The sequence below is a fragment of the Bartonella sp. AD13SXNS genome (assembly GCF_042196465.1).
In the GTDB taxonomy this organism is placed as follows: Bacteria; Pseudomonadota; Alphaproteobacteria; order Rhizobiales; family Rhizobiaceae; genus Bartonella.
This window is the reverse complement of the sequence record NZ_JBHIQI010000001.1, coordinates 285,473-304,068: the sequence shown is the minus strand read 5'-3', so window position 1 is coordinate 304,068 and position 18,596 is coordinate 285,473. Positions and strand designations below refer to the sequence as shown.

Annotated in this window: 13 protein-coding genes; 3 read left to right on the top strand and 10 right to left on the bottom strand. The window is 38.7% G+C overall.

Annotated elements, in window-relative coordinates; all coding sequences use genetic code 11:
• Positions 1-57: 57 nt before the first annotated feature.
• Complete coding sequence (htpX, locus tag ACFIMQ_RS01110; protein ID WP_375615730.1) at positions 58-1,107, bottom strand: zinc metalloprotease HtpX; 1,050 nt, start codon at positions 1,105-1,107, stop codon at positions 58-60.
• Positions 1,108-1,190: 83 nt separating this feature from the next.
• Between htpX and ACFIMQ_RS01105 the strand changes: the two genes are divergently transcribed.
• Positions 1,191-1,406: a DUF1674 domain-containing protein gene (locus ACFIMQ_RS01105; RefSeq protein WP_375615729.1), complete on the top strand. Its 216-nt coding sequence runs from the start codon at positions 1,191-1,193 to the stop codon at positions 1,404-1,406.
• 132 nt (positions 1,407-1,538) lie between these two features.
• On the opposite strand, the gene rpsP is transcribed toward ACFIMQ_RS01105, so the two are convergent.
• The 4 genes from rpsP to ACFIMQ_RS01085 form a co-directional block, all read right to left on the bottom strand.
• Entirely contained in the window at positions 1,539-1,913 is a 375-nt protein-coding gene (gene rpsP / locus ACFIMQ_RS01100; RefSeq protein WP_375615728.1) for a 30S ribosomal protein S16, read from the bottom strand.
• A gap of 16 nt (positions 1,914-1,929) precedes the next feature.
• The gene (locus ACFIMQ_RS01095) at positions 1,930-2,259 is read right to left on the bottom strand and encodes a chorismate mutase (protein WP_375615758.1); all 330 of its coding nucleotides are present in this window, start codon (positions 2,257-2,259) and stop codon (positions 1,930-1,932) included.
• Positions 2,260-2,283: 24 nt separating this feature from the next.
• On the bottom strand, positions 2,284-3,852 hold the full coding sequence (ffh, locus tag ACFIMQ_RS01090; RefSeq protein WP_375615757.1) for a signal recognition particle protein: 1,569 nt from the start codon (positions 3,850-3,852) through the stop codon (positions 2,284-2,286).
• A 230-nt stretch (positions 3,853-4,082) separates the two neighbouring features.
• A complete protein-coding gene (locus ACFIMQ_RS01085; RefSeq protein ID WP_375615727.1) occupies positions 4,083-4,739 on the bottom strand; it encodes a carbonic anhydrase in 657 nt (218 codons plus the stop codon).
• A 262-nt stretch (positions 4,740-5,001) separates the two neighbouring features.
• Between ACFIMQ_RS01085 and ACFIMQ_RS01080 the strand changes: the two genes are divergently transcribed.
• Positions 5,002-9,711 (top strand): NAD-glutamate dehydrogenase, encoded by a 4,710-nt coding sequence (locus ACFIMQ_RS01080; protein WP_375615726.1) that lies wholly within the window; start codon positions 5,002-5,004, stop codon positions 9,709-9,711.
• A gap of 487 nt (positions 9,712-10,198) precedes the next feature.
• Here ACFIMQ_RS01080 and ACFIMQ_RS01075 read toward each other — a convergent pair whose 3' ends face one another.
• The 5 genes from ACFIMQ_RS01075 to ACFIMQ_RS01055 form a co-directional block, all read right to left on the bottom strand.
• Positions 10,199-10,351, bottom strand: coding sequence for a hypothetical protein (locus ACFIMQ_RS01075; protein WP_375615725.1), 153 nt, complete (start codon positions 10,349-10,351; stop codon positions 10,199-10,201).
• 1,174 nt (positions 10,352-11,525) lie between these two features.
• Positions 11,526-12,512 (bottom strand): DUF2125 domain-containing protein, encoded by a 987-nt coding sequence (locus ACFIMQ_RS01070; protein ID WP_375615724.1) that lies wholly within the window; start codon positions 12,510-12,512, stop codon positions 11,526-11,528.
• Positions 12,513-13,303: 791 nt separating this feature from the next.
• Entirely contained in the window at positions 13,304-14,050 is a 747-nt protein-coding gene (locus ACFIMQ_RS01065; RefSeq protein ID WP_375615723.1) for a glutamine amidotransferase, read from the bottom strand.
• A 146-nt stretch (positions 14,051-14,196) separates the two neighbouring features.
• Positions 14,197-15,756, bottom strand: a complete 1,560-nt coding sequence (locus ACFIMQ_RS01060; RefSeq protein ID WP_375615722.1) for a heme biosynthesis protein HemY — start codon at positions 15,754-15,756, stop codon at positions 14,197-14,199.
• Positions 15,757-15,767: 11 nt separating this feature from the next.
• Entirely contained in the window at positions 15,768-16,952 is a 1,185-nt protein-coding gene (locus ACFIMQ_RS01055) for a mitofilin family membrane protein (protein WP_375615721.1), read from the bottom strand.
• A 362-nt stretch (positions 16,953-17,314) separates the two neighbouring features.
• Between ACFIMQ_RS01055 and tsaD the strand changes: the two genes are divergently transcribed.
• Entirely contained in the window at positions 17,315-18,409 is a 1,095-nt protein-coding gene (gene tsaD, locus ACFIMQ_RS01050; RefSeq protein WP_375615720.1) for a tRNA (adenosine(37)-N6)-threonylcarbamoyltransferase complex transferase subunit TsaD, read from the top strand.
• Positions 18,410-18,596 lie beyond the last annotated feature (187 nt).

Here is an 18,596-nt window from a genome sequence, read left to right as displayed (position 1 = left end):
CAACAACCTTTATATCACTGTTTTCTCAAGAACTCCCAGAAATCTCCTCAAAAAATTCTATGAACGAGATCTTTTTGAATTATCATAACGAAGCCAAGAAGGACGTTTTGTCATACGCTGAAAAGTGCTGTTTTCTTGCTCTCCTGATGCATAAGCCTGACCACTGCGAAAATCTCCATAATTCATCTCATCATTGCTTTTTTTATTCATACTGCCTTCTTCATTCCATCCCCCATTTTCAGCAAGAACCCCTTTCATCTCTTCTGCTTGCCGATAAAGAGCAGCAATACGATTTGCCGTTGCAGGATGTGTTGAAAAAAGACTATCCGCTCCCTCACCGCTCAAAGGATTGATAATAAATAGATGTGCTGTTGCTGGATTATGCTCTGCTTCTTCATTATATACCCCACGTCCCCCATCAGCAATCTTACGCAATGCCGAAGCTAACCATAGAGGATTACCGCATATTTCAGCCCCTCTCCGATCTGCAGCATATTCACGTGTACGGCTAATCGCCATTTGCACCAGCATCGCTGCAAAAGGAGCCACGAGCAAGGCAATAAATCCTCCAATTGCCCCAGCGCCATGAGAATCTTCTGAAGAGTTGCGCGGTCCTCCCATAAAGAAAGCAAAATTACCAAGCATTGAAATGGCTCCTGCAATCGTTGCGGTTAGAGTCATTGTTAATGTATCACGATGCTCAATATGTGCGAGCTCATGCGCCATAACGCCGGCAATTTCCTCCGAACTCAACCGCTCTAACAATCCAGTACTTGCAGCAACAGCTGCATTTTGCGGATTACGTCCCGTTGCAAAAGCGTTTGGCTGTGGATTCTCAATAACATAAACTTTTGGTTGAGGAAGAGAAGCTCTTTGCGCTAAATCACTTACAATTTTATAGTAAACCGGTGCAGAATGCTGATCAACTTCACGCGCCCCGTACATGCGTAAAACGATTTTATCTGAATTCCAATAAGAAAAAAAGTTCAAAGCACTTGCCACCAAAAGAGCAATGACCATGCCACTGCCCCCTCCAACAAGATAACCAACCCCCATAAAGAGAGCAGTTAAAAAAGCCAAAAGCATGGCTGTACGCATTATATTCATTACTCAAAAAACTCCATGAAAAAAGTCTATTAATACTATATGATGGGGTTTTCTTTCTGCTTCTTCAATAGAATAGGTGTAAAATGAATAAAAAAGATGAGAAAACAAGCAAAAAAAATGCAACTGTCATTAAACAGCAATCTCTTTCTCCCGCAGCACAACGCGCCCTCAAAGAAGCTGAAGAACGGCGAAAAAGCGCAACAAAAAAAGAACAACCTGTCGAAAATGGTGGACGCGGCGGCAAAGACCCTTCGCGCTATGGAGATTGGGAAATTAAAGGCCGCGCCATTGATTTTTAAAATTCAACTTTTAAAAAACTAACACTCTTTTAAAACATGCTTTTAAAAGAGATCCGTTTTTGATAGACAAAAACGGATAACATTCATTCTTCTAGAACTTTTAAAGACGCATTGATTGAACAATCATGCTTCTTATGCTGAAGCAGATTCTGCTTCAGTTGCTGCCGCCGCTTCTTCTGCTGCTTGCTTTGCTGCTGCGATACGTTCTTGTGCTTTTTTACCTGGTTCACCTTTATGTGGATTATTGCGGGTTGGACGCTTTTTTAAACCAGCCGCATCTAAAAACCGTAAAACACGATCAGTTGGTTGAGCCCCTTGCCCAAGCCAATACTGGATACGTTCTTCATTAAGTTTTACCCTTGGTCCATCTTTAGGCAACATTGGATCCCATGCACCAACACGTTCAAGAAATCGCCCATCGCGCGGACTACGAACATCTGCAACGACGATATGATAGTAAGGACGTTTTTTTGAACCTCCACGGGACAAACGAATTTTCAATGCCATATTTTATCTCCTATTGTCAGCTCTGGCTTTCGTTTAAATTGACTTTTTTTGTTTTTTGCTCTTCAGCAATCACTTCATGATGACTCACAACTTCTTTAATAATAAATTTTAAAAATCTTTCAGCAAAATCAGGATCAAGATGACTATCTATAGCCAATTGCCGCAAACGCGCTACTTGATGTTTCTCCCGTAAAGGATCTACTCTAGGCAAATCATAACGTGCTTTTAAACGCCCAACAGCTTTCGTACAACGAAAACGCTCTGCTAAGATATGAATTAAGGTTGCATCAAAATTATCAATAGATGCTCGTAAATGTGCCAATTCGTTTAATACTGTTTCCTGCATCATATTCCTTTCCCTCTTTACATCTTATTTTTTCTTAGGATGCTGAGGAAATTTTCCCCTATCGGCAATGCTATTGGAAAGACCAGGAAATATAGGCCCACGCTTGGGAAGTCCAGGCAAAATCTTCCCTCCATTATCATTTTCAATCTGCTTTTGAAGCGTTGAGAATTGCTTCAAATCCATTCCCGATAAATCAGGTATAACTGGAGAATCTCCACTCAAGTTTCCCTTGCCTCCAAATCCCATTTTGGAACCAAGGCCTCCCAACATTTTTCCCATCAAACCACTTTTTCCTTTACCACCCATGGCTTTCATCATGTCAGCCATTTGGCGATACATCTTCAAAAGTTTATTAATATCAGCCGCCGTTGTACCAGACCCCTTAGCAATTCGTTGTTTACGGCTATGTTTTAAAAGCTCTGGATTTGCACGCTCTTGAGGTGTCATAGATGAAATAATAGCCAATTGGCGATTAAACAAACGATCATCAAGCCCTGCAGCCGCAATTTGCTCTTTGACCTTCCCCAATCCTGGCAACATGCCCATAATACCGCCCATTCCACCAAGTTTTTTCATTTTCTGCAACTGTTCAGCAAGATCATTCAGATCAAATTTTCCGGCTTGCATTTTTTTTGCAAAAGCAGCGGCTTTCTCATGATCCATTGTTTCAGCAGCTTTTTCAACCAAAGAAACAATATCCCCCATTCCGAGAATACGATCAGCAATACGACTGGGATGAAATTCTTCTAAAGCATCTATTTTTTCACCAGTTCCAATTGCTTTAATTGGCTTGCCTGTAACAGCACGCATGGAAAGAGCAGCACCACCCCGCCCATCACTATCCATCCGTGTTAAAATAATTCCTGTAATCCCTACACGCTCATCAAAAGAACGAGCAAGATGAACGGCATCTTGCCCCGTCAAACTATCAGCCACCAACATAATTTCATGAGGAAGGGAACACGCTTTAATTTCAGCCAATTCAAGCATCAAAGCTTCATCAATATGATTACGCCCTGCCGTATCAAGAAGAAGCACATCATAACCACCCAATTTAGCAGCTTGCACAGCACGTGATGCAATATCAACGGGCAACTGTCCCGCAATAATAGGCAAGCTTACAAGTTTCGCCTGCTCTCCCAATTGGCGCAATTGCTCTTGTGCAGCGGGACGGCGTGTATCTAATGACGCCATGAGAACTTTTTTATTGTGCTTATCCGTTAACCGTTTTGCAAGCTTTGCTGTTGTGGTTGTTTTTCCGGAACCTTGCAAACCAATCATCATGATAACAACTGGAGAAGGTGCATTCAAATCACTCAGAACGCTTTCATTTCCAAGAATATGAACCAATTCATCATGAACAATTTTAACCACCATTTGGCCTGGCTTAATCGATTTAACGATTTCGGCCCCAACAGCTTTTTCCCGAACTCTATCGGTAAAAGAGCGCACAACATCAAGAGCAACATCAGCTTCCAATAAAGCGCGACGAATTTCACGCAGCGCTTCTGCAACATCCTGATCTGACAAAGCGCCCCGCCCTGTCAAATGAGACAAGATAGAACCAAGTCGCTCTTGCAAAGATTCAAACATCATTTACCTCATTGTTGCATAACAAACAAACCAAAGTTGCACCCGAGAACGCATCGCGCCGTCGGATGTTGACCTCTGAGATCTCTTTATACCCTTAAACTGGGGTCTCAGTCGGTGGCTCCAAGTTAATTTTGTCACTGAAAGCTTGCTCCTTCAAACAATAAAACCCCAGCTTTGTCAAGTTTTATCATAAAATGTCTTTTTATACGAAGAAATAAAAACAACAAATACTATACTTCAAAACTTTCAACTTCAACACGCATAAAACAACCTGTTTCCTGTTCCATGCTCCATAATTTTCCGCTAGAGATATCAAACCAAACCCCATGCAATGTCAAAAAACCTTGATCTTTGCGAAGCTTTATCCACGGAAACGTCTCTAAATTTCTCAACGAATGACGAATAGAAAGCTGCTCTAATGCCGTCTGTCTTTCTGTCCACGACAGCGACTTATTATTCAAAACGATTTCTGCTGCTGGTGCTAAGAGACTTATCCATTGACCGATAAAATCATTTGACGATAAAGATTTACACGTCTGCTTAAGAGCAGTATGAACTCCCCCACAATGGGCATGACCAAAAACAACAATATGTCTCACTTCAAGCAATTGCACGGCATATTCGAGAGCTGCTGATGTTGCATGATATTTGTTATCGGGAGAAAAAGGAGGAACCACATTTGCCACGTTGCGTAAGGTGAAAATTTCCCCCGGCTTAGCATCAAAAATCATTTCTGGTACTGCTCGCGAATCACAACAAGCAATGACCAAAACTTCAGGTTTCTGCCCCTCAATCGCCAATTGCTGATAATCTGCTATTTTATATAAAAAATGATTGTTTATAAAGTTTTGGTAACCCCTTAAAAGTCTTTCTGGTAAATGCGCCATTCTCTCTTTACTTTTGCTTCTTTTTTTACTTTCATTTTGTATATTTTAAAAAACAAACTATTAACATACAAAAATACTAAAAATGCCCTTTCATTGACGCAAAATATTTCTTTTAAAGTACAAACTATTACTAAAAAATAGAAAAAACAAATTTATTCTCTCCAAATAAAGAGCTATTTTCTTTAGGAAGAAGGTGTTACAGTATGTAAAAATATAATGGTCTGCTTTTAAAGACCCCTAAGAGCAAAAAGGGAGAGTGAATGTGTTACAACAAAAAAAAACAGAAACAAAAAACACCCAAGATAAAATAGAACAAATTCTTTTTGCTCAAACCGATGAAGAAGATATTGCTTATTACGAAAATAAAGAACTTCAAAAAGCGGCAGCCATCGCAGTAAAAGCTTTTAATCTCCATAAAACGGGAAAAAATACTATCTACTTTGAACAAAATTTGACCCGTAATAACAAACCTATAACTGTTATCACACTTGTCAATGATAACAAACCCTTCCTTCTCGATTCTATTTTAAATGTCTTCAATCAACACAAAAACCATATTTATTTGATTGCACACCCCATTCTTGATTGTGCTTCTGGAAAACGCATCAGTCTGATGCAAATTCACATCGAGTCACTCAATAAACAGCAGACGCAGAAACTTGAAAATGAACTCACCTTAGTTCTTGAGCAGGTTAATGCTGCTGTACAAGACTGGAAACCTATGCTTGAAGAAGTTGAAAAACATATTCATGCCTACCAAACAAACCTTCCCACACACTACAAGCAAGAAGGCGAAAAGGCTATTGAATTTCTTCATTGGCTAATGGATGATAATTTCACCTTCCTTGGTATGCGCACTTACAACTTCATCAAAGATCAAAAACCCTTAAAATCCTTTACAGCGAGTAATATTGAACTTGGTATACTCACGGATGCTTCTATTCATATTGTTGACGATAAAAGTATGAAAGAACCTCCTCAAGAAGTTTTATCCTTCATGGAAAGCGATAATCTATTTATCGTGACAAAAGCGAACAGCCGCTCCAAAATTCACCGTTCTGTTTGGCTGGATTATATTGGTCTTAAAATCTTTGATAAAGAAAAGCAACTCTGTGGAGAATTACGCATTGTAGGGCTTTTTACCTCCTCAGCTTATACACGTTCTATTTTACAAATTCCTTTCTTAAAAGAAAAAGCCCAAACCATCACTCAACGTCTTGGACACAATCAAGCTGATTATTCAGGAAAAGCACTCATCAGTGTTTTAGAAACTTATCCAAGAGATGAAATGTTTCGTTCTGATGTTGATACATTGACAGAAAACATTAAACTTATTCTACAATTAGATGAGCGTCCACGTTTACGGGTTCTTGCTCACACTGATTCTTTTGGGCGCTTTGTTTCTATCCTTGTCTACGTACCACGTGACCAATACAGCAGCAGCCTACGTGAAAAAGTTGGCGAACATTTTGTTGAGCTCTATAAAGGTGATTTTTTTGAATCCTATCCGCTATTTTTGGAAAGCACCCTTATACGTGTCTATTACATCATCCATCGCAAAGGAAATGAAACTGCTCCTCTTATTGAGCGCTCCACACTTGAACAACATGTGCGTTTGATTGCACGAAGTTGGGAAGACAGAGTTCAAGCCATCGCTCTTACCCAGAAAATAACAGAGCAACAAACACATCTAGCCAGCCAATTCCCCAACAGTTATCGAGATTTATTTTCAGCTGAAGACGCTATTAACGATGCCGGACACATTCTAAGTCTTCATGATGAAAAGCCCCTTTTCGTAATCTTTTATCACGCACAAAACAAAGAAAAACAGTGCATTTCTCTTCGACTTTTTCATCGCCATGAAGCACTTGCCCTTTCCAAACGTGTGCCACTTCTTGAAAATATGGGGTTTCGCGTTATTGCTGAACAAACCCTTGAATTACCAGATGGCAATGGACACTCTGTATATCTTCATGATATGCAACTGGAAAGTATTTTCCAACGCTGTATTGATTTTGAAAAAGACGGTCAAAAACACGCTGAAACTTTTGAAGCCATTTGGGCACAAAATGCTGATAATGATGCCTTTAATGCTCTCACCCAAACAGCTGGGCTTAATTGGCATGAAATTGTTATTTTGCGCCATTATGGGCGCTATCTCCAACAAGCAGGAATTCCCTATTCGCAAGATCGCGTTGCCCAAACTTTAAATGCTTATCCTGACATTACCCAAGACCTTTATGCTTTATTTCACTTAAAGTTTCATCAAAGCCATACAGAAAAAGAACGAGAAAAAAACCAACAAGTCATTCAAAAGCGCATTGAAGAAAAATTACGGAAAGTATCTGGTTTAGATGATGATCTCATCTTACGCCGTTATTGTAATCTTATCGAGGCAAGTTTACGAACGAATGCTTTTACACCTCTCCCCGATGGAAGTCCACGACGTATTTTAGCCACCAAATTAAATCCGCGTCAGATTGAAGGTTTGCCTGAACCGCGCCCTTACCGAGAAATTTTTGTTTATGGACCAGAAGTTGAAGGGGTTCATTTGCGTTTTGGACCTATTGCCCGTGGCGGAATTCGTTGGTCTGACCGTGCATTAGATTATCGCACCGAAATTCTAAGCTTAGTCAAAGCCCAACAAGTTAAAAATGCGGTTATCGTTCCTGCCGGTGCAAAAGGTGGATTCTATCCCCACCGTCTTCCCCAAACAAATGACCGTGCTGTCATCATAGAAGCAGCACGTCAAGCTTATACAGACTTTATCACTGCTTTGCTCTCCATCACAGACAATCTGGTTAATAGCAAAATAAGTGCGCCCCACAATATCATCTGTCATGATGACCCTGACCCCTATTTTGTTGTAGCAGCAGACAAAGGGACTGCGACTTTTTCTGATACAGCCAACGCCATTAGCCAAGCAAACCACTTTTGGCTTGATGATGCTTTTGCCTCTGGTGGCTCAGCAGGCTATGATCACAAAGCCATTGCTATTACAGCCAAAGGTGCGTGGGAAGCCGTCAAAAGACATTTTAGAGAATCATTTAATCACGATATTCAAACAATGCCTTTCACCTGTATCGGTGTTGGCGATATGTCTGGTGATGTCTTTGGTAATGGAATGCTTCTTTCCAAACAAACAAAATTGATTGCCGCTTTTGATCACCGCGATATCTTTATTGATCCAGATCCAAACATAGACGAAAGCTACGCAGAGCGTACGCGCCTTTTTAAACTTCCTCGCTCAAGTTGGCAAGATTACGATAAAAGCAAATTATCAAAGGGCGGTGGTATCTTCTCACGAAAAGAAAAAACCATTACTCTCTCACCTGAAGCAGCACAAGCTATTGGTTTTGAAAAGCAAACAGGAACCCCCTTTGAAATTATCTCTGCTCTTCTCAAAGCCCCTGTTGATCTTTTATGGTTCGGCGGTATTGGCACTTATATCCGTGCGACAACAGAAAACGATGCCCAAGTAGGTGATCGTGCAAATGATGCAATACGCATTACCGGAGAACAAGTACGTGCAAAAATTATTGGCGAAGGAGCGAATCTTGGTGTTACACAACGTGGACGGATTGAATATGTCTCAAATGGTGGTCGATGTAATACGGATGCCATTGACAATTCTGCCGGTGTGAATTGTTCCGATATTGAGGTCAATCTCAAAATTGTTCTTGCATCAGCACTACGTGCCAAAACACTAACCCGCGAAGAACGCAATAAGCTCTTGAAGAAAATGACACCTCAAGTCGAACAACTCGTCTTGCGCAACAATTATCTACAACCCCTTGCGCTTTCTTTATCAGAAAACCACAGCATTGCTGATTTGCCCTATCAAATACGCTTTATGCGCGATTTGGAACAAAAAAAGCTTCTAGACCGCAGAGTTGAAATGCTCCCTGATGAACAAGTTTTACAGCAAAGAACAACCCAAGGAAAAGGTCTTTTCCGCCCAGAACTCGCCGTTATTCTTGCATATGCTAAATTGACCTTAAAAGAAGAAATTGCTAATAGCCCCATTGTTGATGATCACTATTTCAATACAGCCTTGCTGAACTATTTTCCAACCCAAATTCAAGAAAATTTTAAGAAGGAAGTTATTAACCATCAATTGCGTCGTAATATTATCGCAACGCTGATTGCCAACGACATTGTAAATCGTGGAGGTCCCACTTTTGTTAATCGACTACACGATGAAACACAACAAAAGGTTGAAAACATTATTCGCGTTTTTATTGCCATCCGCGATGGTTTTGAAATTCCTCAATTGTCTGATCAAATTGATAAGCTTGATAATAAAATACCTGGTCTTGTCCAAAACAAATTCTATGCAGCAATGACCCCAATGCTCTTTGAAACAACCAATTGGGGTTTGCACAACATGGATCTCTCACGTCCACTAGAAGAAATTGTAAAAACAATAAAGCAAGCCCGTAGTATTATTGAAAAAGAGCTTATGCATTCTCCCAACAACGATATTAATCAAAAGATTGAAGAAAAAGCACTACACTACAGTGAAGAAGGAGCACCAAAAGCATTAGCAAAACAATTGGCTCTCTTGGAAGCAGCACCAATAATCTGTGATATTTCTTTGATTGCAAAACAAAGCAACAGTGATCTTATTAAAACTGCAGAGATTTATTTCTCGCTTGCACAAATCATTCGTATAAACCGCATTAATGAAGCTCGTCGAACAATTCCCATCTTAGATTATTATGATAGTATGGCTCTAAGCCAAGCCAAAGAAAATGTTTCCGAAAGCTTACGGCAAATCGTTATGAAAATCCTCAAAAATTATGGCAAGAAAAAAGATCCTTTTGACACTTGGAAAAAAACAGAAGAAAATAATATTCATAATATTACAAACCGCATTAGTGCCCTTATTGAAAATGATCTCAATATTTCTCGTTTTACTTTTGCAGCAGGATTAATTTCTCAACTTCAAAATACTGGCTTTCAAACTTAAAAGCTGTATAAAACAGCTAAGTTTTTGCCCCTGTTCTATCTCCCCACAGCGAAACGGCAAAAATAGAGGGGGAGGTTATGTTTTTAGACATAACACCCAAAATAAAAATTCTGCTACTTATTACAACGGAATTGTTTGTAACAATTTCAAAACAACATCAGGATTGATTTCTCAACTTAAAAACATAAACTTTCAAGCTTAAAAGTAGTACAAAACAGCTAACTTTTTTCCCCTGTTTTATCCATTCGTGGCTAAACAACAAGGAAAAAACGAGGAGGTCGTTCCGCATTTTTATACAACAGATTGATTTATATTGATAATTTGGCGTTTTGCATATTGAATCAGAATCCCAAATCTCATAAGATTCTTTCATTTCAAGTCTGTTTTGTTGAATCAACCAAAACCTTTCGTTTTCACATCACAAGCAGAATAAGTGTATAGATAAAACTGTACAAGAAAAGATTAAAAATATCTCTTATGAATCGTCTCAAATGCCAAAAACTGTCGCAACACTAGAGGTTGGCAAAATGTGTGATGGTGTATGTACTCCTTCATAAGCGTAAAGATGAGAGTGCTCAATGGATTCGGTATACCATTTACGAGCACCATCGGGAAATGAGCTTGGAAGCGGTTGCAACATATCTCTTTTAAAAAAGCCCGTGAATATGCAACCTAAGTTGGTTTGGAGTGTTCTATTTTTCGTGCAGGGCATGATCCCATTAAGCAAGTACCAAAAATAAAAAATAACCCTTAAAGATTATTGGCTTGCGCGGGAAACAAGTGTTCAAAGCGTCAAGAAGCTCCATGAGCTGAACAAAGATAAGTTCAAATTTTGCTGTCAAATATCCTTCATTATAAAAGTATAATGTTTTGATTTACAATCATAATTTTATCATTTTGTATATTGAAAAAGCGTTACGATATCTTCGATTTCTTTTATTTCAAATCTATTTATATTCAATCAATTAACTCCATTTCCCCTTGCATATTGCAAATGGGAAAGCCGAATAGATAAAAACAGTAAAGAAAGGACTAAAAATGCCCCTCATAAACCGCCCCAAGTGCCAAAAGCTGCAGTAACATTGGGAGTTAGCAAATATAATATGATGGTGTTGCCCCTTATCTTATTACTCCATAACCGAAAAGATGATAGCCCTTAATGGCTTTATCGTTATACCATTCATAGACGACATCGTGAAACAAGAATTACTGAGAAATATTTTTTTAACAAATGCGTAAATATGCAATACAAATATATTCTGTTTTACGTGGAAGACATATGGCTTCATTAAAAAACATCAGAAATAAAAGGATAAGCTTAATCCATTATTTAAAAGATATAACTGTAACTGCTTTTGAAATGCGTAAAATCAAATAAAAAATGACAGTAAAGATGGATGTTGATTTTTCCCTTTACAACTTCATATTCTCCTCCAGCTAGCCTGTTTACTTGTTTTAAGAGGTTACTCCCAAACAGATATATGCAATATGCTCATTCCATATATAAAGAAAAAGGTTCCTAACAAGTACCACACCACCTGTATAAAAAGGCAATTCAGCATATTTTAAAATGCCACTTTTTCCATACAAACACTGTTGTTATATGTAGTTTGACATAAGATTTTGTACTAAGTGAAAAAAGGTTGGACGAGTTAGGAGTAGGTGGTAATTTTTTATTTTTATAGCTATTTTTTTACCATTAAATACGTATTTTGTTAAAATAGATTTTGACACTCTAAAATTGCAAAAAAGTGTGAAAATCAGAAAAAATCGAAATTTGGTAGTAAAAATGAAAAAAGACTTCGGTACAATATCTAAAGCGGAGCAAGACGACCAAGTTTTAAAAATCCTAGTTTTACCCACCCTTTGTTAATGAGCAAAGGAAGAACGGGGGCGCCATCCGCGTTTTTAGGAAAAGCACCCAAAATAAAAAATAACGCCTGAAGACTATTGGCTTGCGCAGGAAATAAGCGCTGCAGAGTGTCAAGAAGCTTCATGGACTGAACAAAGACAAGTTCAAATTTTGCTGTCAAATATCCTTCATCATCAAAAGAAAAAGGTCCACTAATACGTACCGCACCACCTGTATGAAAAGCCAACTCGCTATGCTTTAAAAGTCCACTTTTTCCATACAATCGCTGTTGCCAATTTTTTCCTTCATTTTCAGATAGAAGAGAGACATCATTCAAAATCCATTTCAAATTGCCATCAATTTTAGGAATATCAACAAAAGAAGATGTAAAAAAGAGAGAAGCATCAAAACCATCAAAAGTTATATGTCCCGATAAATGATTCTTTTCATGTTTAAGATCAAGTCGGAAAAATTCTGCCGTTATTTTTTGGGAGGCATCTTTTGGTTCTAATGGCTGAATAATTACGTCATGCGTATTTTGCAAAGATGCCGAATCTTCAATATTTTCTTGTGTTGTTTTTTTATCTGTTGTTTGTGCTCCTAATGCTTCTTGAAGCTTTTGATCTTCAAGGGAAGAGGAAAGAAATGAAATCTCAAGCCCTTCAGTTATCAACTTCAATGTCTCACCCGTTTTCCAATAAGGTTCTGTTTCAATCACCAAATTGCGCCAACGGGATACTATGGGAGCTTTTCCAGAAAAAACAATCGATGCAGGAGAATGAACATTAAACTCGACCAAATAAGGTGAATAAATTGGTGCACCAGCCGTCAAACGCCCCGTCGATAAAGAAACCCCATGTAAAGGCCAAGAAAATTGAAACTTATCACAAATAACACCGACACGTAAAGGATAACCACCCCTGCGTACATTCTCGCATACCACCGCCATATTATGGGAAGATACTTTTGCGAATATATCAGAAACATGGTCTTCTATTTTACGTGAAAAAAAAACCAGAGTGCGCTATAAATAAATATTAGAGCAAAACAAAAAAGCCCAAAAATTAAATAGCTTAAAGAAAAACTTTTTCGTCTTAATGGTAATTGAGAGGATTTGGACAACATTAAAACTTTCTTTATCTCTTAACTTTCTCCCACCCTAAAAAGGACAAAGATTTCTAACCCCGGTCAGTTTATACACAATCCACCTTCTTAATCGACCGGATTTTATCTACTGGTCACTTCAAGAAGACCCCATACATCGTTCTAAAGTACTGTATCTCATAAACTCAACAAGGTTTTCTTAAGAAGAATGATTATACCCTTTAACAAAAAATACCTCATGTGTAAAGTTTTACATAGGCCTTCTATCTCAGTCTTCAACCATACTGTTTTATAGCACAACAAAAATGATAATGAATAATGTCTCTTAACGATAAAGCCATTGAGCCCCTCCATCTTTACGCTTATGGAAGAGCAAGCCAGCACCATCATTATATTTGGCTAACCCCCAAATGTTGCAACAGCCCTTGGCACTTAAGACAGTTTATAAGAGGCATTTTTAGTCTTTTCTTATACAGTTTTTGCCCACACGTCAGCCCTACTTGTAATATGCAAGCAAGAGGTTTTTATTGAGTCAACATACACAGGTTTGGAATGAGAAAACCTTACTATATTCAGGATTCTCATTCAATATTCAAAACAGTAAATTACCTATATAAACCAAAGCGTTGCCAACAATCACACAAGTGCGGTCGGTGTACAAAAAATCTGGCGTAATGCACCTTCAAACCATTGGCTCAAAGCTCGATCATAGATTAAACGACCTTTCAAATGTGCACAAGCAGGTTGAGCACCTTTTTCAGTCAATTTATGTGCCGAACGTACAACCAAACGCCGCATCATAGCACGTGTAAATTCAGCATGAAATTGCAAACCCCATGCATTGTTTCCATAACGAAAAGCTTGTGTAGGATACGTATGCCCTGTTGCCAAAAGCATCGCCTCTTTCGGTAAATCATAAATACCCTCATCATGGAAATGGTAGACCATTTCTGGCCAATTCATCAATTCTTTCCCTTGTGGGGTTGCTTCTAGTGGATACCAACCCACTTCAACGGTTCCATCACTTCTTGTACCAACGCGCGCGCCTAGATTGCGCGCTAACATTTGTGCTCCAAGACAAATACCCAAAAAAGGCTTATTTTCCTTTAGCAACAACGAAATCCAGTCAATTTCCTCACCAATATAAGCTTCGCTGTCATTCACACTCATCGGTCCCCCTAAAATAACAACGCCAGCATAATGCTCTAATGTATCAGGAAGCTTTTGTCCAAAAATAGGACGATAAATATCAAGAACAAAACCATTTTGTTGTAAAAATTTTCCCAAACGACCAGTATAGGTAGAGCGCCGATGAATAACGACAGCAATCCTTGGTTTGTTATTTTTTTGTTTTTTATCAAGACATCTCTGATTTAAAAACATTTTTTAACCAATCACCTCTGCTACCAAGCAAAACTTTATTTTTAAAGCATAAGAGAATAATTTTATTGGACAAGACTAACGATATTTTTTCTTCTAGGTCAATTGTTTCTTCTGAAAAAACGCTCATACTACCATATTGATGTAATTTAAAATAAACGAAATTTTTTCCTCGTTAAAGACGTTTCTTCTTCTGTTTTAACCCCTGGGTCATCAACATTTAAGTGAGTTTGACTGAACATTTTTACATCTTGTTCTTTCATATCTTGTTTTTCCACCTGCGCATTATGCAAAAGAGAATCATCTATAGGTGTTAATTTTTCAAGCTTCTTATCTTCAATACCATCACTTTTTCCCATAATGTCTTCTTTATCTTCTTTTTTCTGCACACGATTAGCCGCCTCTAATGTGAGAGAAGGTGCACAAGGAGGCGCTTTCCATTCAAAACAGCCTAAACGTCCACTGATTGGAGAAACAGCTGACCAAGAAGAAAAAATAGACCCATCACACATCCATACTGGATCACGTTCAGCACGAAGTGCTAAAGAAAGCCATTGACGCACAGCGCCTTGATTATTTCCCTGTGCTTCTTCAATATCTGCCAATAATAAATAAACACTTTCCCGTGGATGACACTGCAATGCTTTTTGTGCCTGCTCTCTTGCTAATGCCGTTTCACCAGCATCCAAAGCTGCTTTAGCAAGAAGAAAAGCCGACTCAAATGCCTCTTTATTATAAGAAGCAAGTGTCTCAGCCCTTTTCAATCGCCCAATGGCTCCTTCTTCTCTTTCAAGATAAAGCATCCCCAAATCAGGATGAGGATCCTTTTGCCAAGCCGCTATAATCATTTTATCCGCTTTACGCGTTTCATTTAATTTATAAAGAATATCAGCAGCAATAACTGTTATTGGAACAAAATCAGGCGCCAATTTATGGGCTTTCAAAATTACAGCACGTGCTTGTACAGGATGTGTATCAAACAAATGAAGTGCCTGCCCACTTAACAATAAAACCTGCATATGCTGCCGCTCTGGAGTCGAGCGAACAGAACGCGGGAGAGCTTTATTTGCTCTTTCAAAAACAGTAAGTGCCTTATCCCATTTACCCTCAGCACTTAACCGATCAAGCACCACCTGATGCGCCCATAAAAGTGCTGGCGATAAAGTCAGTGCCTCTTCGGCATATTGTTGTGCTGCCTCATAAGCTTTACTCTTCATCGCTTCACGAAACAAACCATAAAGTCCAACTAATTTTGTCGAATCTTCCTTTCTCATTTCCTCGTAAAGACCGATGGCGCGAGCAGAGTTATTTTGTAAAGACAAGGTTTGTGCTTGTAAAAATTTTACCAATGGCTCTTGTTTCCCTGCAAGATATTTAGCAACCCGTGCTTCCATTTCTTGCGCTACCATAGCATCACCAGCAAAGGTTGCAAGAATCCCCTTTGAAAGAGCTTCATAACCGCGCTTTTGATAGCGTTTATAAAAATAATTGGAAAGAGCACTAGGTATGGAAAAAAAGAACGATAATAACCACCATAAAAGCACCAGCATTGCAAAAAGCAAAATAAGCACACTTAACACTGTAAGAAATGAAGCAGAAAATCTGAAATGCAAAAATGTGAGGACAAAAACACCGTTGTGGTTAGCAACCCACCCGAAAGCTAAACCGAGGATACAAACAACAAAAATATAAATAAAAACACGAATCATCTGGAGCCTATTTACATCTTTGTTGCTTTAAAAGATCCTTGTTGTACAGACAATAACAATTGCTGCAACAACTGTTGAATAGCAATATGTCTTTCAAGCTGCTTAACAAAATCCTCTGAAACATCTTTTGCACTTTGGGGCAATGATTGCCATTCGCTCAAAGCCTTTTCGTAATCACCGGTTTGAATGGCAACTTCCATGCGCGCCGCAATAGCTTCCAGCGTTGTCCCTTCAACATTTCCAATCGGTCGCGAAACAATGAGCCCTTTTATCCAAGCTAAAATTCTGTCAAAAAAACCAGCATTTGACGTAACAAGATTTTGCGTACCAACAATTGCATCAGCAACATAAGCAAAATCAACTGAAAGTTGTGCTGAGCTTGGAAGACCCACAGTAGCTGTTTTTTGTAACAAATCAATTCCATTAATCGAAGGCGATAGTTGCTGCAACAGCTTTAATTCATTATTATAAGATCCACCACGCTCTACAGCATTTTTTAATGAACTAATTGCAGTAAAGAGCGCGGTATCTATTTCTTTTTTCTTACTATTTTTAACAGCAGTTTCTTCCTGTAGTGCTTCTAACTGTTGTTTTAACGCAGCAAGATCATTTGCGTTGCTCTGCCCAACAGACAAAGCCGTCTCTATCTCTTTCGACTCTCTAACAAAAGTTTGTACAGTTTCTTCAAGAGCTTTTACTTTTTCCTCTAAAATTGCAAAAGCTTTTTTGCTTTCTTCTTTCGATAGTTCATCATTTTTCGTTGTTTTAAACTGTTGTGATGAAAAAGAAGAAAACTCTGTTTTTAACGCATCGATTTCTTGAAAGACCCGGCTCAATTGTTCCTTTGTGTCTTCACTTTGACTTTTTGCGGCTTCAGCAATCTGCAAGGCTTTTTCCTCCCCAGCAGAATTTGCCACAAAAGGAGAAGGAAAAAAACCAGCCCATTGAAGCCCCATAAAAATTCCCAAAGCAATGAATCCCCCCAAAATCCCAGAAAGGGACAAGAAAAGCCAAGTTGTACTAGAGGTACTTTTATCCTGACCTTGCATATTCTGTTTTTCTCGCGCAGGAGATTCTACAGAATTGTGGATTTTTTCCTCTGAATCATGGGGTATAGCTTCATGTTCAATAACTGGTTTCTTACGGCGCGTACCAGTATAATGTGATTTAACTTTTGGTTTTGAAGAATCGACCATCTCTGTCACTTTTTGTGCACACTTTTTTCAAAAATAAAATAATAAAATGAAAAAAGTTTTAAAAATGAAGCTTTTCTCAAATATCTTCGAAAGAGTATAAATTTACAGAAATTTTCCAAAACTCATTTTTCTCAAGAATAGTTACAATTATAGACTTTAATAGACAAGTTTTAAAAAAACATTTGCATTTTATACTCGAAAATACAGCTTTATTTTTTAATCAACGATATCATAAAATTCAAAGAAAATGCCAAAACACATATTTTTCATAGAAAAATCAATTCTAAGAGAAATACTTTGCATCTTTTTCTGTTCATGGTACGCACGCAGGAAAGAAGCTTCAATATAAGGTTTTGTTTAAAATGCGTCTGCTGGGAATAGAAACAAGTTGTGATGAAACGGCAGCGGCTGTTATTGAATATAACAATGAATCAAACAGCCGAATTCTTTCCAATGTTGTTTGGAGTCAAATTGATCACCATGCACCTTACGGCGGTGTTGTTCCTGAAATTGCTGCTCGTGCCCATGTTGAAGTTCTTGATCGTTTAATTCTGCAAGCACTAACAGAAGCAAACACAAAATTAAAAGATATTGATGGCATTGCAGCCACCAGTGGACCTGGTTTGATAGGAGGACTGTTGGTAGGGGTTATGAGCGCAAAAGCACTCTCTCTTGCTACTGGAAAACCATTTATTGCCATAAATCACTTAGAGGGACATGCTTTAACAGCTGTGTTGACGCACAATGTCAACTTTCCTTATTTATTACTTTTAGTTTCAGGTGGCCATACACAAACAATCCTTGTTCATGGAGTAGGAAACTACCAGCGTTTAGGAACCACCATTGATGATGCATTAGGAGAAGCCTTTGATAAAACAGCAAAACTTTTAGGTCTTCCTTATCCTGGTGGACCAGCACTTGAAAAAGCTGCTTTATTGGGTGATAAAAATCGCATCCCTCTTCCACGACCTTTAAAAGGTGAAAAACGGTTAGATTTTTCTTTTTCAGGACTCAAAACTGCTGTTCGACAAGCCGCAACAGCCATAGCTCCCCTTACAGAAAATGATATTGCTGACATTGCCGCAAGTTTTCAAGCCGCTGTGACTGATACGGTACGTGATCGTGTTCACCTAGCTTTACAACACTTTACCCACCAATATCCTCTCTCTGATAATCAAGAAAGGCGTTCTCCTGCTTTAGTTGTTGCGGGCGGCGTTGCCGCAAACCAAGCCATTCGCTCTACATTGCAAGAACTTGCCCATCAACATGGTTTTGAATTTATAGCCCCTCCTCTTTCCTTGTGTACCGATAATGCTGCGATGATTGCTTTTGCTGGTGCACAAAAGCTTGTACGAGGAGAAACAAGCCCTCTTGATATTGCTCCTCGCTCACGCTGGCCATTAGATGAAAAAGCCCTCCCCTTGATTGGGATGGGACGCCGTGGAACAAAAGCATAAGAAAATTGTCATCTCTCAAAGAAAGAAGACTTCCACTCAATCTGAATCTGTAAACAGTCCGAATTTCTTATCAAGCGAATTTCCCTTGGCTTCCAAATCACACAATTCACTTAACTCAAAGCTCGATACAAAAACCTCAATATTGACCACACATTCTAAAAACACTTCAGTCTCAAGAAAACAGCCT